The 25136-nt window shown below is 51.9% G+C and carries 20 protein-coding genes and 1 tRNA gene; 17 read left to right on the top strand and 4 right to left on the bottom strand.

What is annotated here, in order from left to right; genetic code table 11:
* Positions 1–49 precede the first annotated feature (49 nt).
* The 12 genes from rpsU (at position 50) to ACVB80_RS14455 (ending at position 16042) form a co-directional block, all read left to right on the top strand.
* Positions 50–265, top strand: a complete 216-nt coding sequence (gene rpsU, locus ACVB80_RS14510; protein WP_001145625.1) for a 30S ribosomal protein S21 — start codon at positions 50–52, stop codon at positions 263–265.
* Between the two features lie 30 nt (positions 266–295).
* A complete protein-coding gene (locus tag ACVB80_RS14505) occupies positions 296–739 on the top strand; it encodes a GatB/YqeY domain-containing protein (protein WP_481082002.1) in 444 nt (147 codons plus the stop codon).
* A 108-nt stretch (positions 740–847) separates the two neighbouring features.
* Positions 848–2617: a DNA primase gene (dnaG, locus tag ACVB80_RS14500; protein ID WP_481082001.1), complete on the top strand. Its 1770-nt coding sequence runs from the start codon at positions 848–850 to the stop codon at positions 2615–2617.
* A gap of 128 nt (positions 2618–2745) precedes the next feature.
* Positions 2746–4602 (top strand): RNA polymerase sigma factor RpoD, encoded by a 1857-nt coding sequence (gene rpoD / locus ACVB80_RS14495; protein ID WP_481082000.1) that lies wholly within the window; start codon positions 2746–2748, stop codon positions 4600–4602.
* A gap of 139 nt (positions 4603–4741) precedes the next feature.
* A tRNA-Ile gene (locus ACVB80_RS14490) sits at positions 4742–4817 on the top strand.
* 521 nt (positions 4818–5338) lie between these two features.
* Positions 5339–6157 carry a hypothetical protein gene (locus ACVB80_RS14485; protein ID WP_481081999.1) on the top strand — a complete coding sequence of 273 codons (819 nt, stop codon included), beginning with the start codon at positions 5339–5341 and terminating at the stop codon, positions 6155–6157.
* Between the two features lie 25 nt (positions 6158–6182).
* Positions 6183–10022: a zinc-dependent metalloprotease gene (locus tag ACVB80_RS14480; RefSeq protein WP_481081998.1), complete on the top strand. Its 3840-nt coding sequence runs from the start codon at positions 6183–6185 to the stop codon at positions 10020–10022.
* A 151-nt stretch (positions 10023–10173) separates the two neighbouring features.
* A complete protein-coding gene (locus ACVB80_RS14475) occupies positions 10174–11193 on the top strand; it encodes an ABC transporter permease subunit (RefSeq protein ID WP_481081997.1) in 1020 nt (339 codons plus the stop codon).
* A 3-nt stretch (positions 11194–11196) separates the two neighbouring features.
* Positions 11197–12240, top strand: a complete 1044-nt coding sequence (locus tag ACVB80_RS14470) for an ABC transporter permease (RefSeq protein WP_481081996.1) — start codon at positions 11197–11199, stop codon at positions 12238–12240.
* Positions 12241–12265: 25 nt separating this feature from the next.
* Positions 12266–14074, top strand: coding sequence for an extracellular solute-binding protein (locus ACVB80_RS14465; protein WP_481081995.1), 1809 nt, complete (start codon positions 12266–12268; stop codon positions 14072–14074).
* A gap of 5 nt (positions 14075–14079) precedes the next feature.
* The gene (locus ACVB80_RS14460; protein ID WP_481081994.1) at positions 14080–15072 is read left to right on the top strand and encodes an ABC transporter ATP-binding protein; all 993 of its coding nucleotides are present in this window, start codon (positions 14080–14082) and stop codon (positions 15070–15072) included.
* Positions 15065–16042 carry an ABC transporter ATP-binding protein gene (locus ACVB80_RS14455; RefSeq protein ID WP_481081993.1) on the top strand — a complete coding sequence of 326 codons (978 nt, stop codon included), beginning with the start codon at positions 15065–15067 and terminating at the stop codon, positions 16040–16042. Before ACVB80_RS14460 ends, ACVB80_RS14455 begins: the two co-directional genes overlap by 8 nt.
* 29 nt (positions 16043–16071) lie before the next feature.
* Here the strand turns inward: ACVB80_RS14455 and ACVB80_RS14450 are convergent, their stop codons facing one another.
* Positions 16072–16872, bottom strand: coding sequence for a helix-turn-helix domain-containing protein (locus ACVB80_RS14450; protein WP_481081992.1), 801 nt, complete (start codon positions 16870–16872; stop codon positions 16072–16074).
* Between the two features lie 456 nt (positions 16873–17328).
* Between ACVB80_RS14450 and ACVB80_RS14445 the strand changes: the two genes are divergently transcribed.
* The 4 genes from ACVB80_RS14445 (at position 17329) to ACVB80_RS14430 (ending at position 20462) form a co-directional block, all read left to right on the top strand.
* Positions 17329–17598, top strand: coding sequence for a D-fructose-6-phosphate amidotransferase (locus ACVB80_RS14445; protein WP_481081991.1), 270 nt, complete (start codon positions 17329–17331; stop codon positions 17596–17598).
* Positions 17599–17744: 146 nt separating this feature from the next.
* The gene (gene selD / locus ACVB80_RS14440) at positions 17745–18794 is read left to right on the top strand and encodes a selenide, water dikinase SelD (protein WP_481081990.1); all 1050 of its coding nucleotides are present in this window, start codon (positions 17745–17747) and stop codon (positions 18792–18794) included.
* Positions 18794–19897 carry a tRNA 2-selenouridine(34) synthase MnmH gene (mnmH, locus tag ACVB80_RS14435; protein WP_481081989.1) on the top strand — a complete coding sequence of 368 codons (1104 nt, stop codon included), beginning with the start codon at positions 18794–18796 and terminating at the stop codon, positions 19895–19897. The genes selD and mnmH overlap by 1 nt, the downstream gene beginning before the upstream one ends.
* A gap of 415 nt (positions 19898–20312) precedes the next feature.
* Positions 20313–20462, top strand: coding sequence for a hypothetical protein (locus ACVB80_RS14430; protein WP_481081988.1), 150 nt, complete (start codon positions 20313–20315; stop codon positions 20460–20462).
* Here the strand turns inward: ACVB80_RS14430 and ACVB80_RS14425 are convergent.
* From ACVB80_RS14425 to ACVB80_RS14415, 3 genes are all read right to left on the bottom strand, one after another.
* Entirely contained in the window at positions 20430–21353 is a 924-nt protein-coding gene (locus ACVB80_RS14425; protein WP_481081987.1) for a YeiH family protein, read from the bottom strand. The two genes, ACVB80_RS14430 and ACVB80_RS14425, sit on opposite strands and share 33 nt — an antisense overlap.
* A gap of 107 nt (positions 21354–21460) precedes the next feature.
* Positions 21461–23011, bottom strand: a complete 1551-nt coding sequence (locus ACVB80_RS14420; protein WP_481081986.1) for a DHA2 family efflux MFS transporter permease subunit — start codon at positions 23009–23011, stop codon at positions 21461–21463.
* A gap of 2 nt (positions 23012–23013) precedes the next feature.
* A complete protein-coding gene (locus ACVB80_RS14415) occupies positions 23014–24084 on the bottom strand; it encodes an HlyD family secretion protein (protein ID WP_481081985.1) in 1071 nt (356 codons plus the stop codon).
* A gap of 130 nt (positions 24085–24214) precedes the next feature.
* Here ACVB80_RS14415 and ACVB80_RS14410 point away from each other — a divergent pair, with 130 nt between their 5' ends.
* Complete coding sequence (locus ACVB80_RS14410; RefSeq protein ID WP_481081984.1) at positions 24215–25120, top strand: LysR family transcriptional regulator; 906 nt, start codon at positions 24215–24217, stop codon at positions 25118–25120.
* Positions 25121–25136: the final 16 nt, after the last annotated feature.

The following is a 25136-nucleotide window of genomic DNA, read 5'->3' as shown; positions in this document are numbered from 1 at the left end:
GGCATGTTGGGAGCCAGCATTAACGAATAACCCCTGAGGTGAAAGGCATATGCCAGTAGTTAAAGTACGTGAAAACGAACCGTTCGACGTAGCACTGCGTCGTTTCAAGCGCTCTTGCGAAAAAGCAGGTATCCTTTCTGAAGTGCGTCGTCGTGAGCACTACGAGAAACCAACTACCGTTCGCAAACGCGCTAAAGCAGCAGCTCAAAAGCGTCACGCTAAGAAGCTGGCTCGCGAAAACGCACGTCGCGTTCGCCTGTACTAATCACTAAGCCCTGATAAAAGGAATTTAGTGATGGCTCTGATTGAACAACTCAAAGAAGAGCAAAAATCAGCGATGAAAGCCAGGGACAAAGCGCGCCTTGGCACTATTCGTTTGGCTCTTTCAGCAATCAAGCAACGTGAAGTTGACGAACAGATCACTCTGGGCGACGACGACATTCTTGCTGTGCTGACCAAAATGGTCAAACAACGTCGCGACTCTGTCGCTCAATACGAATCAGCCGGTCGTCAGGACCTGGCAGACGTGGAGAAAGCAGAAATTACCGTACTTGAGGAATTTATGCCTCAACCGCTGACCGAAGAAGAAGTTGCTGCTCTGATTGATGCTGCAATTACTGAATCCGGTGCCGCGGGCATGCAGGACATGGGTAAGGTAATGGGCGTTCTGAAACCACAGATTCAGGGGCGTGCAGATATGGGTAAAGTAAGTGGTTTAGTTCGCGCTAAACTGGCTTAATTCCCAGACCCTTTTGCAGCAAGCCGTGCTATCCTCTGGAATGCGCGGCTTGTTTGTATCCGCAAGCCGGAAATCATCTCGCTCCCGACTACACACGCAACAGGAATTATGGCCGGAATCATACCCCGCTCCTTTATTGATGACCTGCTCGCCAGGCTCGATATCGTCGACATCATCGACGCCAGAGTGAAACTGAAAAAGAAAGGCAAAAACTACAGTGCCTGCTGTCCGTTCCATAATGAGAAAACCCCCTCTTTCAGCGTCAGCCAGGAAAAACAGTTCTACCACTGCTTCGGCTGTGGTGTGCACGGTAACGCCATCGATTTTCTAATGGAGTACGAACGGCTGGAGTTTGTCGAAGCGATTGAAGAACTCGCGTCTTTTCTGGGGCTGGAAGTCCCGAGAGAGCAGACCCGCCCGGGCTCCGGTCAATCCGGCTCACGCCCGCAGGCTAACACCCAACAAAAACGCAGCCTGTATGACATGCTCGGCAGCATCGCCAACTTCTACCGTGGCCAGCTGAAACAGTCAGCGGGTAAAACGGCGATTGACTACCTCAAGCAGCGCGGTCTGTCCGGCGAAATCGTGCAAAAATTTGGTATCGGTTACGTGCCGGACGAATGGGACCAGGTGCGTAAAAACTTCGGCCAGTCTCCACAGGCGCAGGAGATGCTGCTCAGCGGCGGCATGCTGATTGCCAACGACAACGGCAACCGCTACGACCGTTTCCGTGGCCGGGTGATGTTCCCTATCCGCGACCGCCGTGGCCGGGTTATCGGCTTTGGCGGACGGGTGCTGGGTGACGGTACTCCCAAATACCTTAACTCACCGGAAACCCCGGTATTCCATAAAGGTAAAGAGCTGTACGGCCTTTATGAAGTGATGCAGGCCTACCGCGAACCGCCTCAGGTTCTGGTCGTGGAAGGTTATATGGACGTAGTCGCGCTGGCGCAGTACGGCGTGGATTACTCAGTCGCCTCACTGGGTACCTCGACCACAGGTGACCACCTGCAGATGCTGTTTCGTCAGACCAGCACCGTGGTGTGCTGCTACGACGGCGATAACGCCGGACGGGAAGCCGCATGGCGGGCGATGGAAAATGCGCTCGGTTACCTCAAAGACGGTAACACCCTGAAGTTTATGTTTTTGCCTGATGGCGAAGACCCGGATACCTATATCCGCAAATATGGCAAAGAAGCGTTTGAACAGCAGGTAGCCGAAGCGACGCCGCTGTCCGAATTTCTGTTTAACGGCCTGCTGGCTCAGGTCGATACCGGCAATGAGGAAGGCAAAGCCAAACTGGCCTCTATGGCGGCACCGCTGATAAATAAAGTACCAACCAGCTCATTGCGGCTACAATTACGTAAGCTGCTCGGCCAGCGTATCGGTATATTTGACGAAGCGCAGCTGCAGAGCCTGGTCTCAAAAGACGCCAAAGCAGAATCAGCACCCAGGCCGCACAAAGAGATAAAACGCACCCCGATGCGGGAAGTGATCGCCCTGCTGCTGCAGCATCCGGCCTTTGCTGAACTGGTCCCTGACCTTTCAGGCGTTCGTCACATTCCGCTGCCAGGATTAAGTTTATTTACTGAAGTACTTGATAAGTGCCGCAGCAATCCCAATATAAGCACAGGCCTGCTGCTGGAGCAGTGGCGGGACACTCAAAATGCAGGCATGTTGTCACGCCTGGCCGCCTGGGAAGTCCCGGCCCCTGAAGAAGACAGCCTTGAAGAAGTATTCCTCGACTCACTGGACAACATTTTGGGCCAGTGCGTTGAAAAACAAATTGAATCGCTGCTAGCGAAAGACAGAAGCATCGGCCTGAGCGCCGACGAGAAAAGGGAATTACAAGCCCTGATGCTGGATTTGAAAGCGTAAGAGCCATCACAAATTGTCGAATTTCTACGCAAAGAACACATAGTCAGCATAAAATATATTTGTTAAAATTGGCGGTTTGCATTTCGCAAAACTAAATTCATCACCAGACCTCAAGTTGGATATCGTCTATGGATCAAAATCCGCAGTCACAGCTAAAGCTACTTGTCGCAAAAGGCAAAGAGCAGGGCTATCTGACCTACGCCGAAGTAAATGACCACCTGCCACAAGAAATCGTCGATTCAGAACAGGTAGAAGACATCATTCAGATGATCAATGACATGGGTATCCAGGTCGTTGAGACAGCGCCAGACGCTGATGATCTGATGATGAGCGAAACCCTGGCAGACGAAGACGCAGCAGAAGCTGCAGCGGCAGCACTTTCAAGCGTAGAAAGTGAAATTGGCCGCACCACTGACCCGGTTCGCATGTACATGCGTGAAATGGGTACCGTTGAGCTGCTGACGCGTGAAGGCGAAATCGACATCGCAAAACGCATCGAAGATGGTATCAACCAGGTTCAGTGCGCCGTTGCCGAATACCCGGGTACTATCTCATACATCCTGGAACAGTTTGACAAAGTTCAGGCCGAAGAACTGCGCCTGACCGACCTGATCTCAGGTTTCGTTGACCCGGATGATGAAGAGACTGCAGCACCGACGGCAACGCACATCGGTTCTGAACTGTCTGAAACCGAACTGGCCGACGAAGACGGCGACCTGGACGGTGACGAAGAGAAAGAAGAAAGCGAAGAGGAAGAGACCGAAGAAGATACCGGTATCGACCCTGAGTTCGCTGCTGAGAAATTTTCTGAGCTTCGTAACGCATACCAGGACCTTCAGCTGATCGTGAATGAGAAAGGCCACGACGCCGCTCAGGACAGCGATGCAGCGGGTACACTGATGGAAGTATTCCAGCAGTTCCGTCTGATCCCTAAACAGTTTGACTACCTGGTCAACGAGCTGCGTACTTCTATGGAACGCGTTCGTACTCAGGAGCGCCTGATCATGCGTGCCTGTGTTGAGCAGGGCAAGATGCCGAAGAAATCGTTCATCGCTCTGTTTACCGGCAACGAATCTTCTGAAGCATGGCTGGACGAGGTACTTGCCTCTGACAAACCATACGCAGAAAAGATCAAAGCTAAAGAAGAAGACATCCGCCGCAGCATCCAGAAGCTGAGCGCTATCGAAGAAGAAACTTCTCTTCCGGTACAAAGCATCAAGGACATCAGCCGTCGTATGTCTATCGGTGAAGCGAAAGCCCGCCGTGCGAAGAAAGAGATGGTTGAGGCGAACCTGCGTCTGGTTATCTCTATCGCGAAGAAATACACCAACCGTGGTCTGCAGTTCCTGGATCTGATCCAGGAAGGTAACATCGGTCTGATGAAAGCGGTAGACAAGTTCGAATACCGTCGTGGTTACAAGTTCTCGACCTACGCAACCTGGTGGATCCGTCAGGCTATCACCCGCTCTATCGCGGACCAGGCCCGTACTATCCGTATTCCGGTGCATATGATCGAGACCATCAACAAACTGAACCGCATCTCACGTCAGATGCTTCAGGAGATGGGCCGTGAACCACTGCCGGAAGAGCTGGCTGAGCGCATGCAGATGCCTGAGGACAAAATCCGCAAGGTACTGAAGATCGCCAAAGAGCCAATCTCAATGGAAACTCCGATCGGTGATGATGAAGATTCGCATCTGGGCGACTTTATCGAAGATACCACTCTGGAACTGCCTCTGGACTCTGCAACGGCAACCAGCCTGCGTGGTGCAACCAAAGAAGTTCTGGCTGGCCTGACGCCACGTGAAGCGAAAGTTCTGCGTATGCGTTTCGGTATCGACATGAACACCGACCACACCCTGGAAGAGGTGGGCAAGCAGTTTGACGTTACCCGTGAGCGTATCCGTCAGATCGAAGCCAAGGCGCTGCGTAAGCTTCGCCACCCTAGCCGCTCAGAAACCCTGCGCAGCTTCTTGGATGAGTAATAACCAGTTTGGTTATAAAAGGTGAGCCCCGGCTCACCTTTTTTGTATCCGGAGAACTGTTTGGCTGAAAAGTGAGCGCAAATCAGCCACCTGGCGTCTGGACAGCCTATGCCCCTTCCCCTATAATCTTCCACCTATTGGCCCCTTAGCTCAGTGGTTAGAGCAGTCGACTCATAATCGATTGGTCCCCAGTTCAAGTCTGGGAGGGGCCACCACTTTTCTGAAAGCCTGATGGAGAAATCCATCAGGCTTTTTCGTTTTGGGTACTTCAGTTTCCCGGCTTCAAAAGCAATACTGCAGTTTCAGAACGCAAAGTGGAGTCTAACTATAGACTGCTACCTGCATACCTAAAAGCCGCCATAACGCCTTCCAAGAAACACTGTCAAACCAGGGCTTCCCTGCTCTTATATTTAATCTCACTAATATTCAAACCACAAATTAACAATAAATTTGCTAAATAGCCTGATGGGCAGCTATAGAAACCACAGCTTAACCATATACCGGTACATATCTCTGACTCCTGTATCACCAACAGTATGAAGTAAAGAACCCTGGTCAGACCACAGTTTCATTATTCAGTACCCGGCGGATAACCTGGTGATACTTTAATCATTGCGATTTCTTGCATCTGGCTGGTCGATTAATATTTGCTCCTCAAATCATAACTACAGACACAACTTTCATTCGGCCATACGGAGTGCCGTAATGAGTTTAATTACAGGGAACAAGGCAAGTCATGAAGCATTTGACACTCTATGCCATGATACCTGCTTTGCTGTCGACAGGGATTTTTGCGCAGGAACAAGTTCAACCACCTCCTTCCTCTGAAAAACAGTGGGGGCTGTCAATTGGAATTGACTACAGCAGAAACGCCTATGATAGTGGCAGTTATCTGGCAGACCGCAACCTAGCGGCCTCCGCAACCATTTCTTATTCATTAAGTGAGCACACCTTGTTATCTGCGCTGATATCCGGCCGTCACAGTTACGACGGTGAGCGCGGAGACTACTGGGATGACGCCTGGCTGACCGCAACCAGAAGCAATCTCTGGGAACCAACTGACAACATCTCGATGTCAGTCAGCGGCCGTGCGCTTATTCCACTATCAGAGTTTTCAAAAAAAACCGACCTTCAGACCGCTGTGCGTGGCGATATTAAGTTTTCTCTGGCTCTGAATAGCCTGTTGGAAGGTCTTTCCATCAGCGACTCCATCAGACTGAGAAAAAACTTCCATCAATACACTACCGCCGGCGCTCATCCACTTGAAGCGTACCGCCTCAGTAATCTGTTTGCTGTTGGCTACTCAGCCGAGAAGTGGTTTATCAGCACCAACTTCGTCAGCTCTAAGTCCTGGAGTTACCGCAACAACAGTTACTCCCCAAAACTGACTCATTCGGCCGAAGTCGGATACCTGTTCGCCGAACAGTTCACTGTGGCACTGGGTATGACAAACAGCGCGAGCTACTACGACCCTGACCGTGGGCCAAATCCGCTCAGCAGCTTTTTTGACCTGAAGAAGCCGACCTACTACGTCACCCTGACCTACGACCTGTAATTAAAGAATAAAAGGTAAGCACAACATGTATAAGAAATTAGCGCTTGCAGCCATGATAGGCATCGCACTTGCTGGCTGTGGTGCGGAGGAAAGAAGCTACGATGCTTTGCCCCGCGCAGCAGAACAAATCACCAAAAGCTCTCTCGACACAGAATCGCTCTGGCTATACATGCCGTCAACGGGTGCGACTCCGCGCTACGCGGCGACCCAGCGTGGCTTCTTCCAGGGTACACCTAAACTGGTTAAACTGCGTTTTGACAAGAAAAATGGCATCGTGGCCGAAGAAGTCGACCGCGACACAATCAGACCTGGGGAAGAGAGCCGCTACGCTAATGTAATCAACCAGGCACCGGTTCTGAAAATTCCGGGTGAATTCCAGCAGTACCGCTGCGCAGAAAACGACTACGATGAGTGTACCAACAAGGAAGAGCTCAATACCGACGCAGACCTGAACTGGGAAAACACCACCCACTTTACCCCGGATTACTCCGGCATCGCATCTCTGGCCGTCGATACGGTTGACGCCTGGTGGACTGCAGATAACGTCACCGAAACAGCTGATCCGCGTGTTACACACTGGGAATATAACCCGGCAAGCGGCACCATCAACGTGGAAGTTGAGCGTACCTTTACCGCCAGTGCAGAAGACCAGTACCAGTTTGGCAGCGAACTTGAAGACCTGTCTTTTAAAACCCGTTTTTTCTACTCTCTGGTTAAACTGGACAAACTGGCAAGCCCTGACTACCAAACCGTCTACTACCCGGGCCGGGATTCTTCACGCTTTGGCTTCTTTAAATCAGAGAAAACCCAGCGCTCAGCCACAGGGGAAGCAGGCCTGCAGGGACAGAAGTTCAACCTGCTGCATCGCTTCAATCCTCTGAAAAAGATCGAGTACTATCTGAGCGACAGCTACTTCAAGCCAGAGAACAAATTCTACCTGGATATTACCCTTGAGACCATTGATCAGATAAACCAAACTCTGGAAGGGACCGGCGTTCCGGAAATCGTGATAAAAAACAAAACGGAAGCCAAAGGCATCCATACCGGCGACCTGCGTTATAACGTTCTGAACCTTATCACCGACCCGGTTGACAACGGTCTGCTGGGCTACGGCCCTTCAGCGACCAACCCACTGACCGGTGAAATCGTTCACGCACACGTAAACCAGTATGCCGGAGTTATCCGCTCAACTTCGCGCAGAATGTGGAATGAGCTGACCAAATACTATAACCGTGGCGAGATCGAGCGTCCGGATAACTTTATTCCGGCAAGCAGCTCAGATGATAATGCCGCTGCACCAACAGCCGTTACAACAGCTCTCGAAGCACCCGCTGTTACTGCAGCACTGACAAGCCACAGCACGCCAACTGAATACGCTGAAGTACAGTACGAGCCTCAAACCACTAATGGTAAAACTCAGTGGCTTTCTCCTGAACAACAGGATGCCAACAGCTTCAGTAAAATGGTCGCCCAGCGCCAGCAGATGTTTAAAAAAATGGCAGAGCAGAATATGTATGCTGCTGAGTTTATGTGGGTCAGCACCAAGTCAAAAGGGCTGGTAAAAGGTATTGATTACCTGGCCGGAGGCTACTTTGACAACAGCGACCTGGACAGCAGCGCTGCTGACTATGCAGACAAAGCCAACCGTAAACTTAAGCCGTGGGATCAACTCAGCGCAGACCAGCAGAAGCAGGTCAGTGACGCAATTACCGAGCATATGTTTAAGTCAACTCTGGTGCACGAGTTTGGCCACAACCTGGGCCTGCGCCATAACTTTATGGGTTCAGTGGATAAGGCCAATTTCTACCATCATGATGAAGTGGCTAAATTTGGCTATAGCAAAGTACCGGCCTACAGCTCAATTATGGATTACGGCGCCTCTATCTTTGATGAGTTGCCGACCTATGGTAAGTACGATATTGCCGCACTGAGATTTGGTTACCAGCGTCAGGTTGAAGTAAATGTTCCGGCATCAAATGGCGAACCAGAAAAAACCGAGCTGGTCAGCCTGAACAAACAAGACCAGGTTCTGCAAACCTCGCCTCTGGCCTACCCTACAGGCACACTGGAACAATTAAAGGATGAGTTGAAAGCCAGTGGTTCAGGCAGCCTTAAAGCGTATAACTTCTGTACCGATGAAAACGTCAGAAGTACCACTATCTGTAACCGCTTTGATGAAGGTACCAATATTCTTGAGCTGACCCGTTTCCGGATCCAGAAGTACCGTGATAACTATGACCTGGTAAACCGTCGTGACGGCCGCGCTAGTTTCTATGACTTCCATTTGAACAGTTACGCCAGTGCCCGCTGGAATCAGTTCAATGAAATCCGGCAGGTAGTAGAGGATTTGGGCGAGATCGACTACCAGCTGGCACAGCTTCGTGGTGCGGAAGACAGTTATGGCCAGAACGTTGCCAACTTCTACACCGACAACTGTACACGCACTTATACCCGGAGCAACCTCCCTGCCGGCGCCAAAACGGTCTGTGACACTTTTGACGCTGCGCTTGAAGCTGCAAACTTCTTTGTAGAAGTAATGAGTACACCGGATAAAGTCTGTGAGCTGAAAGTCACCCCATCAAACAGCACTCCGATCTACCGGTTTGTTCCTCTGTCTGACCTGTGGAGCTCTTACGGCCCTGGAATTCAGGATAAAACCGATCTACCGCGTTCCTGTTTTGACTCCGATCTGGTAGCAGCAATGGAACGCGGCTACGATAAGATCGAAGTTTTGTCTGAAACCCGCGACGGTCGCTCTTATGCCAATATGCGGGCTAACAACCCTCATCAGTCTTCTGCCAATGCGGTTGACCTGCTTGGTATCTGGCCGGATAAACTTCTGGCTGCGCACATGCTGGTAAAACGTGGTGATACTCGGACCAGCCGCGACAAATCTAATATCGCACTGCTTGATGTTTCCGACCCTCGCAGCGGTACACAGGGCACACCGCAAAAAGTACAGTCCTACCTGGGACACCTGGGCTTTGGGTATAACGCTTACCCGGCACCTATCTTTGTCGATAAAAATGGGGAACGTAAGAAAACCGTCAAGCCATACCGTCCGGATATACGCCAGGCGATAGACGTACCTCCTTATCTGTACGGATTGAAATCCTATTTCGAGCTGTCACAGCAAACTGTCACGCCAGTGTTTTCTGCTTTGCTGAAGAATATCGTGACGTTTGGCTGGTCACGCGAATATGGCCTGTCAGACAGTTCTCAACACCTGATCGATGCCCTGACTCTGAATCGCCCCGGCTCCGACCTCGATATGACCGGCGGGTACGAGTTCAGCCTTAAGGCGAAGATGTATGCGGTAACCCGCAGGAACCGACTGGGGATCAATATGGCTGAAAAAGCACTACTGATTAATGGCAAACAGGACCTGCTGGCGAAGCTGGAAGGCGCTCACTCCAGCACCAAGCAGAACCTGAAAACTTACGGCATCAGAAGCTCGGATGATTTCACCATCTTTATGCTGCGTGATACCGAAGCAGTCAACCTGCTGAAGGAAACGCCATACTTTGACTCTCTGTTCAGGGGCACAATTTTCTCTCCGGCCAAGTTTACCGAGAATAAAGAGAAAGAGTGTTACTCACTGACCAGCGGCAGCGATCGCTGTCATAAAAAGGAGAGCCTGCGCGCAGCCTGGAATGCTATCCGAAACTACAAGGATGACGACCCTGAGTACCTGGAAGCAGTTCTGAGCAGCGCTGACATTTATGCGATGAACATAGCAGAAGAGCTTAAGACCAGACCGGATCAGGCGGAGATCTACGATATAGACCCTGAAGTGATCTGGCTGTGGAGTACCCGTGAGTACATACAGTACCGATACGCTCTTGAACAGTTGCCTGTCTTGTAACTAACCAAAACCGGATACGCCGTATCCGGCTTATCACGCTATATCTGGCTTTGCCTGCTGCTGCGCAGGCAGAGCCCATTTATAAGCGTAGATAGCTTAAAGAGTGGTTTACACAAACCGACAGCACATACCGGATGTTAAGGAGCATACCTTGTTTGCCTATTTCAGCCGCCGATTACTGCTTATCGTGCCTACTTTTATCGGCGTGACCCTGCTGGTTTTCGCCCTGACCCGCTTTGTACCGGGCGGACCGGTTGAGCGGATGATCGCTCAGATGCAATCCCAGTCAATGGAAAGTGGCGGTGCTAACCAACACAGCTCGCAGACCCTGTCTGACGAACAGATTGCCGAGCTCAACGCCTTCTACGGCCTCGACAAGCCGATCTTTGAAGCCTACGGAGAGTGGCTGGGAAAACTGGTTCAGTTTAACCTGGGCGAGTCGACCCGCTACTACGAGCCGGTATGGGGGATGATTAAAGAGCGCCTGCCGGTATCGCTGTTCTACGGTCTGATGACATTCTTGATCAGCTACCTGGTGTCCATCCCGCTCGGGATCCTCAAAGCGATAAAGCACGGCTCAAAATTTGATAATGCCAGCTCAGTGATGGTGTTTGTCGGTTACGCCCTGCCCAACTATGTGGTCGGGGTTTTTCTGCTCTCTTTCTTCGCTTTTCATCTCGACTGGTTTCCTATGGGTGACTTCGTCAGTGACGACTTTGATGATCTGCTTTTCCCTGAGAAGATCGCCGACTTGTTCTCGCATGCTGCCCTTCCCTTAATCTGTTATGTCATCGGTGACTTTGCGATCCTGACTATGACGATGAAAAACAATCTGCTGGAAAATCTGGCCGCTGACTACGTCAAAACCGCCATCGCCAAAGGGCTGCCATTCAGACAGGCTGTACGCAAACACGCACTGCGTAACAGCCTGATCCCAATCGCCAGCCACCTGGGTAACGTCGTCTCTGTATTTGTCGCAGGCTCTTTTCTTATCGAAGTGGTGTTCAATATCGACGGAATAGGCCTGCTTGGCTACGAGTCAATTATCGAACGCGACTATCCGGTAGTAATGGGAATACTGGCGATGTCATCGCTGCTGCTTATGTTCGGCAACATCCTGTCAGATATATGTGTTGCCCTTGTCGACCCAAGAGTAAAATTCGGAAGCTGAGCCATGCCAATCAACCCACTGACCAAGAAAAAAATTGACCGTTTTCGCTCAATCAAGCGCAGCTACTTCTCCTTTGTGCTCCTGACCAGCCTGGTACTGCTCTCGTGCGTTGCAGAACTGCTGGTGAACAGCAAAGCACTAATCGTCTCATATAACAACGAGCTCTACTTTCCCACCTATTCAGAAGTAAAAACTGGCGAGACCTTTGGCCTCGACTACGGCTACGAAGCCAACTACCGCGAGCTAAAACAACACTTCGCCAGGCAGGAGGAAGGAAACTGGGTGCTCATGCCTGTCGTGCCATGGAACCCATATGAGCAGGACTTTGACGGTGCCAGCTATCCACCCAATCCCCCTTCCGTTGAGAAACAGCACTACCTGGGCACCGATGAGTCAGGCCGGGACGTACTCGCACGTCTGATCTATGGATTCAGAATTGCCATCTGGTTCGCGCTGCTGACTCTCACCCTCTGTTACACCATAGGTGTGCTGACCGGCTCGCTGATGGGATATCTGGGCGGAAAGTTCGACCTTGTCATGCAACGTGTTATTGAGGTCTGGTCAATGGTGCCGTTTCTCTACGTCATCATGATCATGGTCTCCATCATCCAGCCCAGCTTCTTCTTATTTGTGCTGATCAATGTGATGTTCGGCTGGATCAGTATTACCTGGTATATGAGAACCATGACCTACAAAGAGAAAGCCCGTGAGTACGTTATGGCAGCCAGAGCACAGGGGGCTGGAATGTGGCGGGTGATAGTCAGACATATTCTGCCTAATACCATGGTAATGGTGATCACCCTGGCGCCCTTTGGCATCGTGGCAAATATAACCACCCTGACCGCGCTCGATTACCTGGGGCTTGGGCTGATGCCGCCGACCCCAAGCTGGGGCGATCTGCTGCAACAGGGCAAATCCAACCTTGACGCTTACTGGATCATCGGCTCTGTAGTGGTCTCGATCGTATCCGTCCTGACCATGGTAACCTTTATCGGTGAAGGGATCCGCGAAGCCTTTGACCCGAAAAAATACACCCGCTACGTGTGATAAGAGAAGAATGTACGGAGTAACAATGAGAGAAATGTTAATGACCTCGCTGATAGCAGCCTTGATGGTTCTGTTTCAGGCCAGAGGACATGCAGCCGAACTGCCACAAGGGCTCGACTGGATTTCTAATAACGATCAACCACTATTTGCCGATCAGAGAGCCAAATCTGGTGGCAGCTACCGGCTGCACGTATCCAGCTTTCCGCTGACACTGCGCACCATAGGCCCGGATTCCAACGGCAGCTTCCGCGCCTTTCTGCTCGACGGTAACCCTTCCCTGCTTCAGCAGCATCCGGGCAGCCGTAAGTTTCTGCCGGCTATCGCCAGTGAGTGGGCACTGGGTGATGACCATAAAACTATCTACTTCAGGCTGAACAAAAATGCCCGCTGGAGTGATGGGGAAGCGATCACCAGCCGGGACTTTGCGTTTGTATTTGACTATATGAGAAGCGAACACGCGAAAGCCCCCTGGTACAAAGATTATTACACCAATAAAGTCGCCAGGATCACCGTCTACGATTCCCGAACCTTTGCCCTTCACTCTGCAGATCCTCTTGCGGACGATGAGCTTCTGATGCGGCTTAATATCATGCCAAAGCCCGCCCATTTCTACCCCGGTGGCCAGTTGCCTGAAGACTTTATCCGCCGTTATAACTGGAAAGCAGAGCCGGTCACCGGAGCTTACCGGGTTGGGAAAATCCGCAAAGGACGGGCCATTCACCTGGAAAAAGTCACCAACTGGTGGGGATACCAAAACCGTTATTTTCAGCACCGCTATAACGTCGACAAGATTATTATCAAAGTGATCCGCGACACCGATATCGCCCTTAAATACTTTGAACGCGGAAAGCTCGATGCTTACGCAATGATATTCCCCTCTCTTTGGCACAGCAAAGCAAGGGGAACTCTGTATGACCAGGGTTATATCCAGAAGTCCTGGCTTTACAACAAATCGCCGCAGGGAGCGGCCGGCGTCTGGCTCAACCTGAAAGATCCGCTGATGGAAAATGCCGATATCCGCCGTGGCATCGCCCATTCTCTTAACGTGGAAAAGATGATTCAGGTCGCACTGCGAGGAGACTACGTCCACCAACAGAGCTTTGGTTCGGGCTACGGCGAGTATGATGATCCGTCAGTCAAAGCCAAAGCCTTTAATCCTGAGCTGGCTGCACAGTTCTTCAGTAAAGCGGGCTTTGACCAATTAGGCAGCGACGGGGTCCGGGTAAACCCTGAAGGGATTCGGCTTGTCATAACCCTGACCTATCTGACTAAAATGCACACCGCCCGGGTGGTGGTGCTGAAAGAGGAAGCCAAAAAAGCCGGTCTGGATATAGTGCTGAAACTGGTGGACGGTGCAACCGGATTTAAGTCTCTGCTGGAAAAGAAACATCAGGCAGCTTTTCTCGGTATGGGGACTAATGCACTGCCCGCATATTGGCAGTATTTTCACTCTGATAACGCTCACCCGCAGACCAATAACTTCACCAACTACGCTGACACTGAAATGGATTCGCTGATCGAATCCTATGACACCGAGTTCAATGTGACCACAAAGAGCAGGATCTCCAGACGCATTCAGAGAAAAATTGCTGACTGCAACTGTGTGATCCCAACGTATGCGGTACCATTCTCCCGCGGCGCTCACTGGCGCTACGTCAAACTGCCGGAAGGTCTGGGTACCGAACTTTCCACCGATATTCTCGATGCCAACAAAATTGAGTACGGGCTGTTCTGGATTGACCTTGATGAGAAACGGGCCACGAGGAAAGCCCTCAGTGATGGTCAGTTATTTGAACCTGTCACCACCATCGACAAACGTTTTATCCAGGGGTAAGAGCTATGAGCAATCCAAATATCCTGACGGTGAAAGGTCTGGAAACCACTTTCACCACAGATGAAGGCCAGATAAAAGTACTAGACGGGGTCTCCTTTGGCGTGGCCAAAGGTAAAACCCTGGGTATCGTCGGCGAGTCAGGTTGTGGAAAAAGTATTACCGCCGCTTCTGTTATGGGCCTGCTTCCCCGCCCTTACGGCAAAGTCACCAGGGGCACCATTCACTATAAAGAAACCGACCTGGTCAGCATGCCTCCCCAGGAACTCTATCAGACGCGCGGAACCCGGATATCCATGATTTTCCAGGATCCGATGACAGCGCTTAACCCGGTACACACGGTAGGCAGACAACTGTGTGAAGTCTATGAACTGCACCAGCCGGGACAGACAAAAGCTGAACGCAAACGGGCCGCAGTCAGGATGCTGGAAAAGGTCGGCATTCCGGATGCAGAGCAGCGCTTTTCTGTATACCCTCATGAGCTCTCCGGAGGAATGCGTCAGCGGGTGATGATCGCAATGGCGCTGGCCTGTCAGCCAGATATCCTAATCGCAGACGAACCGACTACAGCGCTTGATGTCACCGTTCAGGCTCAAATCCTGGATCTGATGCAAACCATGCAGAAAGAGACCGGCATGGCGATCATTTTCATCACCCATGACCTTGGGGTGGTCGCTGAAATGTGTGATGAGGTGGCAGTAATGTACGCTGGAAGGATTGTCGAACTCGCCGATGTATACAACCTGTTTGACTCACCGATGCACCCTTATACCCAGGGGCTGCTCGCTTCCATTCCGCGCCTGGAGAACACCCCAAAAACCACTCTGGATACCATCCCGGGCTCAGTGCCATCACTGAAAGAGATGCCCTCTGGCTGCCGGTTCAGAAATCGTTGCCATTATCAGGACGAGCAGTGCGGCCAAAGAATCCCGGAACCACAGACCGTCTCTGCCCGGCACTCAGTCTGTTGCCTGAAGACAGATGAGGTAAACCATGTCTGACACTATATTGAAACTGCAAGATGTAAAACAATACTACGTTCTGAGCAAGTCTCTGCTTCGCGGCACTCAATACGTCTATGCAGTGGACGGCGTTTCATTTGAAGTTAAAGCGGGTGAAACTCTCGGCCTGGTAGGTGAATCAGGGTGTGGAAAAAGCTCGGTAGGGAGAACCCTGCTAAAACTTCATGAGCCCTCTGCCGGAAAGATCATTTTTGACGGCCAAGATATCACCAGACTGAAGCCCTCACAGATGAGCTCACTGCGAAAAGAGATGCAAATAATTTTTCAGGATCCGATGGAGAGTCTCAACAGCCGTCACACGGTTGGTAATATTCTCGCAGAACCTTTTGAAATCCACGGTATCGGCACTCAGCAAGAACGGAATACCAGGGTGAAAGACCTGCTGGAAAAAGTCGGTCTTCCAGCTTCGGCTGCAAACCGTTATCCGCACGAGTTTTCTGGCGGACAGCGCCAGAGGATTGGCATTGCCCGGGCAATAGCGCTCAATCCAAAACTGATCGTCTGCGACGAAGCAGTCTCAGCCCTGGATGTGTCTGTACAATCTCAGATCATTAATCTGCTTCTGGAGCTACAACGGGAGATGAACCTGGCGCTGATATTTATCGCTCACGATCTGTCTGTTGTGCGCCATATCTCAGACAGGATAGCAGTTATGTATCTGGGACGAATTGTAGAGATGGCAACAACCCGGGAGCTGTTCACCAACCCTCAGCACCCGTACACCCAGGCCCTTATCGCAGCAATCCCTGTTCCGGATCCCCACCAGCGTGGTAAACGGAAAGTATTGCTGGGTGATGTTCCCTCTCCGATTAATCCTCCCGAAGGATGCCATTTCGCATCCCGTTGCCAGTATGCAGAAGCTTCCTGTCATAAGAGTTATCCGCCCCTGCTCAAAAGCAGCGGCCAGCACCAGGTCGCCTGCCACCGCACGGCGTGCGTGGCTGAATAAACGAAATAACCATGAAAGTAAGGGGCAGGCTACGCCCCTTTGCTCTCACACTCTTCAATCGCTTTCTTAATATCCTGAAGGAACGAATTGGGCAGGGGCCCGATACCGTCAGAGAAAATCAGTGGCTGGTGCTGGGTTACAAACAGCAGCAGGTTCCGCATTTGTTCTTCATCACCACTGGCTTCCCGCATATTCTCACTATGATACTTAAGTACCTCTTTAGTCAGCAGCTTACCCAGGTCTTCAATCTGCTCTTCCCTGAGGTACATTCGGGAAAAGCCCACCCTGACACAATCCGGATTATTCAGGGCCTGTTCTTTAAGGAGCTCTTTATACTTCAGACTCAGTCTGGAGTTATCCGAGAAACGGTAGTAAAAAGGGCCGATCATCTGAATTTTATTTTCTTCCGTCAGTTTCACCAGACCAAGCATCTCCAGAGCACGAAGATAAGCATAAGTCGAAGACTTGTTCAGGCCATATTTCCTGCGCATATGAGCGTAGCTGTCCTGTCGGCGAACATGGCGCAGTTCACGATAAAAATCGTATAACTGAGGAAAAAGGTAAAATACCTCATCCTGGGTGTGGCTGAAGAAACTGTCATTATCATGCTGAAGCTTTATCGCCACTTTCTGCAGTTCATCCAGAGTCGTGCCCGCTTCCCGACAGTATTCCAACAGATTATCGAGCGTGATACTCGTACTGTAGAGATGGCGTTTAAACGTAGACAGGGGAACCCCGAGCCTTTGGGAAACTTCCTTATAAGTCAGGCCATTACTTTTTATAATGCTCCTTAATGCTGCCAGTAAAAAATCCGAATTTGCCGCTCGCATATCACTGCCACTCCTTTATAGTTATTCTGTTATCAGTGGCCTGCAACAACAGGTAAAACGATAGATACCAAATAAAAATACCAGACCACAACCCCATAAAACTACTGAATTGTAATTAGCACCGTCAACCGCGTTTTGCACTCCCGATAAAATAATCCCTGATATTTCCCACTACCGGGGCAGCTATTCCTGGTCTGAGTCACCAATCTGATTCAGATAAAAGAACTGGCTTTCCAGCCACTTGCTTGAACACACCTATCATTCGAAACCGCCCCTGGTCCCGGAACTACGGAGAGACAATCTCATCGTTAAGACCAGTCCGCTGATGTGCTTCCAATAAAAACAACAAGAAGCATAACAATTTGATTCATAAGAGTGAGTAATATGATAAAGATCAATCACAAGCTTCAATGGCAGGAGTAATTTATTGTCACTCATATTGAGGAGACAATAATTATGACAGGAACCAAAAACGTCCTCAGGGATCTGCTCGGGCTTGCATTTATCACATCGACCGTACTGGCACTGTTCAGTCTTATTCTGGAACTCCTGAGCGCCCTTGCTGTACTTGGCCATGAAGAAGCCGTAGCCGATACGCTGTTTCACGAATCTTTCTACCTGCTGGTCTTTATAATTCCACCTTACTTCCTGTGGAAGCTTATCAACCGCCCCGACATGCTCGAAGCGCAGCGTGAGCACCAGCTGAAACTGAGCCGCGTCGAGTAACCATCCCAAAAGCATGTGCCGGATACCCTGACTGGTGTATACGGCACGCTATTTCCCGCTTTCAATTGATCCTGAGCAAACTAAGAGAATGACGCTGGCTGCCGCCAGGAGTAGAATCGTGGGTTCGTATTGCAAAGGAGCGTGTTATGGAACCCGCCAATCAACAGAATATCCGCCTGACCCAATACAGCCACGGCGCTGGTTGCGGGTGTAAAATCTCACCTCAGGTACTCGATACTATTCTTCAGTCTCAGTTGAGCCCGTTCAAAGATCCAAACCTTCTGGTCGGCAACGAGAGCAAAGACGATGCCGCTGTGTACGATCTTGGTAACGGCAGCGCGGTGGTCAGCACTACCGACTTCTTTATGCCTATCGTCGATGACCCGTATGACTTTGGCCGCATCGCTGCCACCAACGCCATCAGCGATATTTACGCTATGGGTGGTAAGCCAATCATGGCGATCGCTATCCTTGGCTGGCCGGTGAACACCCTTCCTGCTGAAGTTGCTCAACAGGTCATTGAAGGCGGGCGCGCGGTGTGCCGTGAAGCAGGTATTTCCCTTGCAGGCGGGCACTCTATTGATGCGCCAGAGCCAATTTTTGGACTGGCCGTAACCGGGCTGGTCAATACCGACCAGGTCAAGCAGAACAACCGCGCAGAGGCAGGATGCAAACTCTACCTGACCAAGCCTCTGGGTATCGGCGTGCTTACTACTGCCGAAAAGCAATCCAAACTGGCAGAGAATCACCATGGACTGGCCCGGGACTGGATGTGTCAGCTCAACAAGCCCGGCGCAGACTTTGCTGAGCTTGAGTGCGTGAAAGCCATGACCGATGTGACCGGTTTTGGTCTGATGGGTCACCTGAGCGAGATCTGTGAAGGCAGCGGCCTGAAAGCCCGGATATGGGCAGACCAGGTCCCAACCCTGCCAGGTGTCTGCAACTACATTGAACTGGGCTGCGTACCCGGCGGTACTCACCGCAACCACGCCAGCTACGGCCATAAACTCAGCCCGCTGACCGATATGCAAAAAGCCATTCTGTGTGACCCGCAGACCTCCGGTGGCCTGCTGTTAGCCGTATCCCCGGATGGTGAAGAGGCAATTAAATCCGCAGCCAGAGCGCACAATATAGAGCTGGAAGCGATTGGTGAACTGATGGCCGCAGACGGCGATATCCTGGTTGAGGTGTGCTGATGGCACGCACCAACACCCAGGACTACGCCAGCCTGTTTGCCAGCGATACCCCATTGCTTGATACCCGCGCTCCGGTAGAATTTGCTCAGGGCGCGTTTCCCTGCTCGCAGAACCTGCCACTGATGACCGACGAAGAGCGGACGGCAGTCGGCACCTGCTACAAACAGCAGGGCCAGCAGGCTGCTGTCGAACTCGGCCACCAGCTGGTCCATGGTGATATCAAAGCTGCCCGGGTAGCAAAATGGAAAGCGTTTTGTGAAGCGAATCCGAACGGTTATCTCTACTGCTTCCGCGGGGGTATGCGCTCGCAGATCACCCAGGCCTGGCTGAAAGAAGCCGGTATTGACTATCCGTTTGTGACCGGCGGTTACAAAGCGTTGCGCCGCTTTCTGATCGACACCATCGACCAGGTAGCAGAAATGCCGATGACCATAGTCGCGGGCAACACCGGCTGCGGCAAAACCCTGCTTATCAACGAACTGGAAAATGGTATTGACCTGGAGGGAGCCGCCAATCACAGGGGCTCCTCATTCGGTGCCTACGTCAGCGGCCAGCGTACTCAGATTGACTTTGAAAACCGGCTGGCGGTTTCTATGGTGAAAAAGCTCGCAGCCGGACACAGACAGTTTGTGTTTGAAGACGAAGGCCAGTTTATCGGCTCTTCCAAACTGCCACTGTCGCTGAGAAAAGCGATGCCACAGGCTGGCCTTGCGGTGGTGGACGACCCGTTTGAAGTGCGCCTTGAGCGGCTGCTCAATGAGTATGTTATCACCATGCAGCGTGATTACGTTGCTCATTATGGCGAAGAGCGTGGCTGGGAGGCCTTTGGTGAGTACCTGCAAAACGGATTGCTTAAAATCCGCAAGCGCCTTGGCCCGGTTCGCTGTCAGGAACTGATTGAAGTACAACAGGCCGCCGTTAAGTCGATGCAAAGCACCGGCTCAGTAAACGGCCATCTTGACTGGCTTACCCCGCTGTTGGAACGTTACTACGACCCGATGTACACGTATCAGCTGGAGAAGAAAGCAGAGCGCATTCTGTTTAAAGGGGACTATCAGCAGGTCAGAGCCTGGCTTAAGAGTCATCAGGAGCAGAGTAGATAAGAGATAATTAAGGCCAGCTCAATTGAGCTGGCCTTAGCAATTTGAGTGGCGAACACTAGACTTCGTGCCCGCCTTCCAGAAGCGCAAGCGATTGGTGCTGTTGTTTTTATGATAACGGTTTTTTAACCGCACTGTTAAACCTATCACAAAAATCATACCGAACCTGATACAATCGGACGCTTTGTGATCTGCATGCCATTAATTTATAAACGCAGTGCAAGATTTCATCATTTCAACATCACCGTTCATTCAGCACCTGTAAACGTCCACTTTCGGACAGTGGCTGTAAACGCTCTCTGCCACTCCCTTTCCTGAATGCTGCGCGTAATGGTTATCAGATAGAAGAAATCCGACTTTCACGGCAGAACCCGGAGCTCCTATAGTAGCGATACACTGCCACGGAGGGGGAGCCAATATGAGCCGCACACTACTGTTTATTACCCTTGTCAGCCTGGGATTAGCCCTGGTTACCCAGGGGCTGCTCTCAGCAGGCCTGCAACTGCTGGCCTTTTTCAGCTGTCTCGGACTGATGTTAAGCCGTAAACAGCAGCCAGCTCAGCGATGAAACCGAGATACATACCCACAGAAAAACGCCAAACAGCAGTGGCTTGCTGCCCGCCATTTTGAGCTTTTCAACCGAAATGCTGCAGCCGATCAGAAACAGACACACCACCAACAGCTGTTTTGACAGGCTGAACACCGCCTGATACGCCATCTCAAACTGCGGCAGATAATCACTGACCAGGATCGCCGCGCAGTAAAAGAAGATGAAATACGGCAGACTGATTTTTTTACTGTCGTTTTTAAACAGAAACGCACTCAGAAGCGCGACCGGGATGATCCACAGCGCCCGGGCCAGCTTCAGTGTGGTCGCGGTTTTCAGCGCCTCTTCCCCGTAAGCGGAAGCCGCACCAACCACAGAAGAGGTGTCGTGGATAGCAATCGCCGCCCAGGTACCGAAAGTATGCTGATCCAGCCCGAGTGAGTGGCCTATCACCGGAAACACAAACAGCGCAATAGAGTTGAGTAAAAACACCGTCGCCAGGGCCAGGCCAGTCTGCTCGTCACTGGCTTTGATCGCCGGAGAAACCGCAGCAATCGCGCTGCCACCACAGATTGAGGTACCGGCAGAGATGAGATAACCGGTATGCCTGTCCAGCCCGATCCATTTCGCCACCAGGGTACCCAGCACCAGGGTTGCCCCTATCGTAGTCACAATCAGGCCGATACCCTCCCCGGTCACCGCCAGCGCCTGCCCAAAATGAATACCAAAACCCAGCCCGACGATAGACCAGGCGAGCAGCTTTTTGGTCAGTTTGTGCAGGGCAAGGTGGCGGGGAACAAGGCCAAACGTGGAGATAAGAAAGCCAATAACCAGCGCTATCGGAGAAGAGACCCAGGGTGAAAGACAGGCCGCAAGGGCGACATAAAACAGTATGTGGTGCGTTTTTTTCATTACCAGAAAAACGAATCAGAACAAAATTGCGCCATACTATAGCGGCCGGCATTGGTTAATTATATCTAATCTTTTTTAAACCCATGTTCAGCTAAACTGAACACGCCCTAATCCTTCATGCTTAATATCAGCAGAGCGGCCACCGCCAGAAACACAGTCATCATCAAAAACACATCATTGTAAGCCATGATCGCCGCATCGCGTTGCATGGTCGCCGCCAGACTGGCCAGAGCCTGCATTTTTGCCGTCGCCGCGTCGCTGCCGGACTGAATAAAAAACGCCTGCTGAGCATGAAGCTGCTCCAGGCCAGCCTGACTGACGGAGGTCAGAGACTCTTTAATATGTACCAGATGCTCGCGGGTCTTGTTGTCCAGCATGGTGGCGATCACCGCAATACTGAATGCCCCGCCCAGATTACGCATAACGTTAGTGAGCGTTGACGCATCAGGCGTATCGGCTTTGCTGATATTTTTCATCGCCACCAGTGACAGGGGCACCATAATAAACGGGCTGCCAACCGCCCTGAGCAGCATAGAGAGCACCAGTTGCTGACCGCCAAAATCTGCCGTCATATGCGTATTTACAAAGCAGCTCAGGCCAAACATGCAAAACCCAAACGTCACCAGGTATTTCGGTTTGATGACCCGGGTGAGTCTGGGCACCAACGGAAAAATAAGCAGCTGAGGAAAACCCATCCACATCAGTACCTTGCCGATCTCCATCGCGTTATAACCCTGAATTTGGGCCAGGTAAAGCGGCAGTACATAGATAGAACCCAGCAGCGCCATCCCCAGGATCAGATAGGCCAGACAGGACATGGCAAACTGACCATCACGCAGCAGCCGCAGGTTAACCAGCGGCCGCCTGTGCTGCAGCTCATTGATCACAAAATAGACCAGGCTGACAGCGGCGATAATGCTCAGGGTGATGATAAAACCGGAGCTGAACCACTCTTCGCGGTTGCCCTCCTCCAGCACCACTTCCAGGCAACCCAGCCCCAGCGCCATGGTAACAATACCGAACCAGTCCGCCTTTTTGAGGATCCCCAGATCCAGCTTTTCGTCATCCAGACCATAGCGGATCATGGCGATCACCAGCAGCGCCGGCGGAATATTGATATAGAAGATGTAGTGCCATGAGAGGTTTTCGGTCAGCCAGCCGCCAAACGTCGGCCCGATTGAAGGAGCAAATGTCGCCGTAACACCAAACAGTGCCATCCCCAGCGCCCGTTTGTGCAGCGGCAGCAACTGAACCACCAGCGAGAACGCCAGCGGGATCAGTGCCCCGCCGCTGAAACCCTGCAGCGCACGAAATACAATCATCGAGCTCATATTCCAGGAAAATGAGCACAGCAGTGACGACAGGGTAAAGACCGCCGTCGTCCAGGTCAGATAACGCCGCTTACCCAGTGTTTTTGAAAGCCAGCCGCTGAGTGGAATGGCGATCATCTCTGCGACCAGATAGGAAGTGGAGATCCAGGAACTCTCGTCCAGCGTCGCAGACAGCGCTCCCTGAATATCTTTCAGCGATGAGTTGGTGATCTGGATATCCAGGATCGCCATAAAGGCCCCGATCAGGCCGCCAAACAGGGCGATCCAGTGGCGGGTTGGGACTTCACTGCTGTGTAGCTGGGCAGGAGCCAGCGCCTGGCTGCTCATGCTCAGCCCCGGGTATCAATGGTTGCGATAACCGACAGACCCGGCAACAGACGCCCTTTAAGCTGCTGCTGATCCGGGATAACGATTTTAACCGGTACCCGCTGCACGACCTTGGTAAAGTTACCGGTGGCATTTTCCGGTGGCAGCAGGGCAAACTTGGCGCCCGTGGCCGGAGAGAAGCTGTCTACAACTCCTTCCAGCGGCTGACCCGGAAAGGCATCCAGCTCCACTTCGACTTTCTGCCCTTTATGGATACCGCTCAGCTGCGTCTCTTTAAAGTTCGCTTCAATCCAGACATCCGAAACCGGCACCAGGCTCATCAGAGGCGTGCCCGCCTGTACCAGCAGCCCCTCACGGACGCTGCGTTTACCGACAATCCCGTCAACCGGCGCATAGATACGGGTGCAGCTCAGATTAAGCTCAGCCTGCTTCAGCGCAGAACCCGCTTCTTCCACCGACGCCTGCGCCTGGCCGATCTCACTGGCGATCACCAGCAGCTGATCGTTAGCCGCGGTCAGGCTGGCTTTGGCCTGCTCCAGCCCGGCTGCCGCCACTTTCAGCTGCGCCAGTCTGCTGTCGACTTCATCCTGAGACGCGTAATTCTGCTCCAGCAGACGACGCGAACGGTCTACCTGCTGCCGGGCACGCTGATACTCAGCTCTGGCCGAATCCACCTTGCTCTCTGCCTGCAGGATCTGACTCTGCTGCAGAGTCTGCTGGGCCAACAGGTTATCGACACTGGCCCTGGCCACCGCAAGGTGAGCTCTGGCCTGATCCACCGCCGTCACGTAATCGCGGTCATCCAGCTCCACCAGCAGTTGTCCGGCTTTAACGGTCTGGTTATCGCTCACGTACGAGCTTTGGATATAACCGGCCACTTTCGGACTGAGGTTGGTGATGTCACCCTGCAGGTAGGCGTTGTCGGTCGACTCAAAATACTGACCGTAGCCAAACCAGTAGCCACCACCAAGCACACCCAGTGACAACATAATCGCCGTGGCGATCAGTGGCGCCTTACGGCTGCGTTTTTTGATTGGTGTGGATTCTGTGCTGGCGCTGCTTATCTCTGCCATGGGGGGCGGTCTCCCGGTCTGTTACGGTTAAGGTGTAACAAATTGTAAGCGGTCAGCATTAATTGATAAGATAGAAAAAAAGAGAAGTACTGTTGCACAAATCTTACCAATCACCTCAGGAACACAGATTATGGATCTGAACGCGATCAGCGTATTTACGCAGGTTGTTGATTGTGGAAGCTTTACTCAGGCCGCCCACGCCCTGCACATGACCAAATCCACAGTAAGCCGGAAACTGGGTGAGCTGGAACAGCATCTGGGCGTGCGCCTGATCACACGTTCTACCCGCAGCCTGGTGCTGACGCCGGAAGGCGAACGCTTCTATCAGTCCTGCCTTCAGGCGCAGGAGATCATCAGTCAGGCAGAGCTGGAAGTCTCTGCCAATCAGGACCTGATCCGCGGCCGCTTATCCGTAGTGCTGCCGGTAGAGCTGAGCCATCAGGTGCTCGCTCCCTACATCAACCGCTTTCTCAAAGCTCACCCTAACGTCACTATCCATCTGGAAACCACCAACCGGGAGGTGGACATCATCGCAGAAGGGATAGACCTGTACGCCCAGGTGGGCGAACTGGCCGACTCCAGCCTGGTCTCCCGCCATCTGACCAAATCAAAACGGGTGCTGGTCGCCAGCCGGGAATATATTGAGAACTACGGGTCTGTCCTCTCCCATCAGGATCTCAAGCCTCCTCACCAGATGATCGAGGTGAACAACCGGGCGGTGAAACTGCCCAACTGGCACCTTAAAACTCCGGAAGGGGAACCAATCTGGATAGACCTGCCCAGCCAGCTGAAAGTGAACACCATCACTTCCTGCCTGAAAGCATGTCTGGACGGGCTGGGAGTAGCAGTTCTGCCTGAGTTTATCTGTCGTGAACACTTTAAAAGCGGCAAACTGGTTCAGCTTCTGCCTGGCTATACCACACCCGAAGTCTCGGTCAGCCTGGTCTATGCCGACCGCGAGCTGATGCCAAAAAGAAAGAAAGCGTTGATTGAGTATCTTCTGGAATCATTTGCTGCCGACCCGAGAGCAGGGTAACTGTACAAACAATACT

The sequence above is a fragment of the Vibrio sp. 9-16B-A1 genome, assembly GCF_056726165.1.
This window is presented reverse-complemented; position numbering and strand designations above follow the sequence as displayed.

What these genes read in the sequence shown, in the direction of transcription:
- rpsU (WP_001145625.1), top strand. Translation starts at nt 50, where the DNA reads ATGCCAGTAGTTAAAGTACGTGAAAACGAACCGTTCGACGTAGCACTG.
- ACVB80_RS14505 (WP_481082002.1), top strand. Translation starts at nt 296, where the DNA reads ATGGCTCTGATTGAACAACTCAAAGAAGAGCAAAAATCAGCGATGAAA.
- dnaG (WP_481082001.1), top strand. Translation starts at nt 848, where the DNA reads ATGGCCGGAATCATACCCCGCTCCTTTATTGATGACCTGCTCGCCAGG.
- rpoD (WP_481082000.1), top strand. Translation starts at nt 2,746, where the DNA reads ATGGATCAAAATCCGCAGTCACAGCTAAAGCTACTTGTCGCAAAAGGC.
- ACVB80_RS14485 (WP_481081999.1), top strand. Translation starts at nt 5,339, where the DNA reads ATGAAGCATTTGACACTCTATGCCATGATACCTGCTTTGCTGTCGACA.
- ACVB80_RS14480 (WP_481081998.1), top strand. Translation starts at nt 6,183, where the DNA reads ATGTATAAGAAATTAGCGCTTGCAGCCATGATAGGCATCGCACTTGCT.
- ACVB80_RS14470 (WP_481081996.1), top strand. Translation starts at nt 11,197, where the DNA reads ATGCCAATCAACCCACTGACCAAGAAAAAAATTGACCGTTTTCGCTCA.
- ACVB80_RS14465 (WP_481081995.1), top strand. Translation starts at nt 12,266, where the DNA reads ATGAGAGAAATGTTAATGACCTCGCTGATAGCAGCCTTGATGGTTCTG.
- ACVB80_RS14460 (WP_481081994.1), top strand. Translation starts at nt 14,080, where the DNA reads ATGAGCAATCCAAATATCCTGACGGTGAAAGGTCTGGAAACCACTTTC.
- ACVB80_RS14455 (WP_481081993.1), top strand. Translation starts at nt 15,065, where the DNA reads ATGTCTGACACTATATTGAAACTGCAAGATGTAAAACAATACTACGTT.
- ACVB80_RS14450 (WP_481081992.1), bottom strand. Translation starts at nt 16,872, where the DNA reads ATGCGAGCGGCAAATTCGGATTTTTTACTGGCAGCATTAAGGAGCATT.
- ACVB80_RS14445 (WP_481081991.1), top strand. Translation starts at nt 17,329, where the DNA reads ATGACAGGAACCAAAAACGTCCTCAGGGATCTGCTCGGGCTTGCATTT.
- selD (WP_481081990.1), top strand. Translation starts at nt 17,745, where the DNA reads ATGGAACCCGCCAATCAACAGAATATCCGCCTGACCCAATACAGCCAC.
- mnmH (WP_481081989.1), top strand. Translation starts at nt 18,794, where the DNA reads ATGGCACGCACCAACACCCAGGACTACGCCAGCCTGTTTGCCAGCGAT.
- ACVB80_RS14430 (WP_481081988.1), top strand. Translation starts at nt 20,313, where the DNA reads ATGAGCCGCACACTACTGTTTATTACCCTTGTCAGCCTGGGATTAGCC.
- ACVB80_RS14425 (WP_481081987.1), bottom strand. Translation starts at nt 21,353, where the DNA reads ATGAAAAAAACGCACCACATACTGTTTTATGTCGCCCTTGCGGCCTGT.
- ACVB80_RS14420 (WP_481081986.1), bottom strand. Translation starts at nt 23,011, where the DNA reads ATGAGCAGCCAGGCGCTGGCTCCTGCCCAGCTACACAGCAGTGAAGTC.
- ACVB80_RS14415 (WP_481081985.1), bottom strand. Translation starts at nt 24,084, where the DNA reads ATGGCAGAGATAAGCAGCGCCAGCACAGAATCCACACCAATCAAAAAA.
- ACVB80_RS14410 (WP_481081984.1), top strand. Translation starts at nt 24,215, where the DNA reads ATGGATCTGAACGCGATCAGCGTATTTACGCAGGTTGTTGATTGTGGA.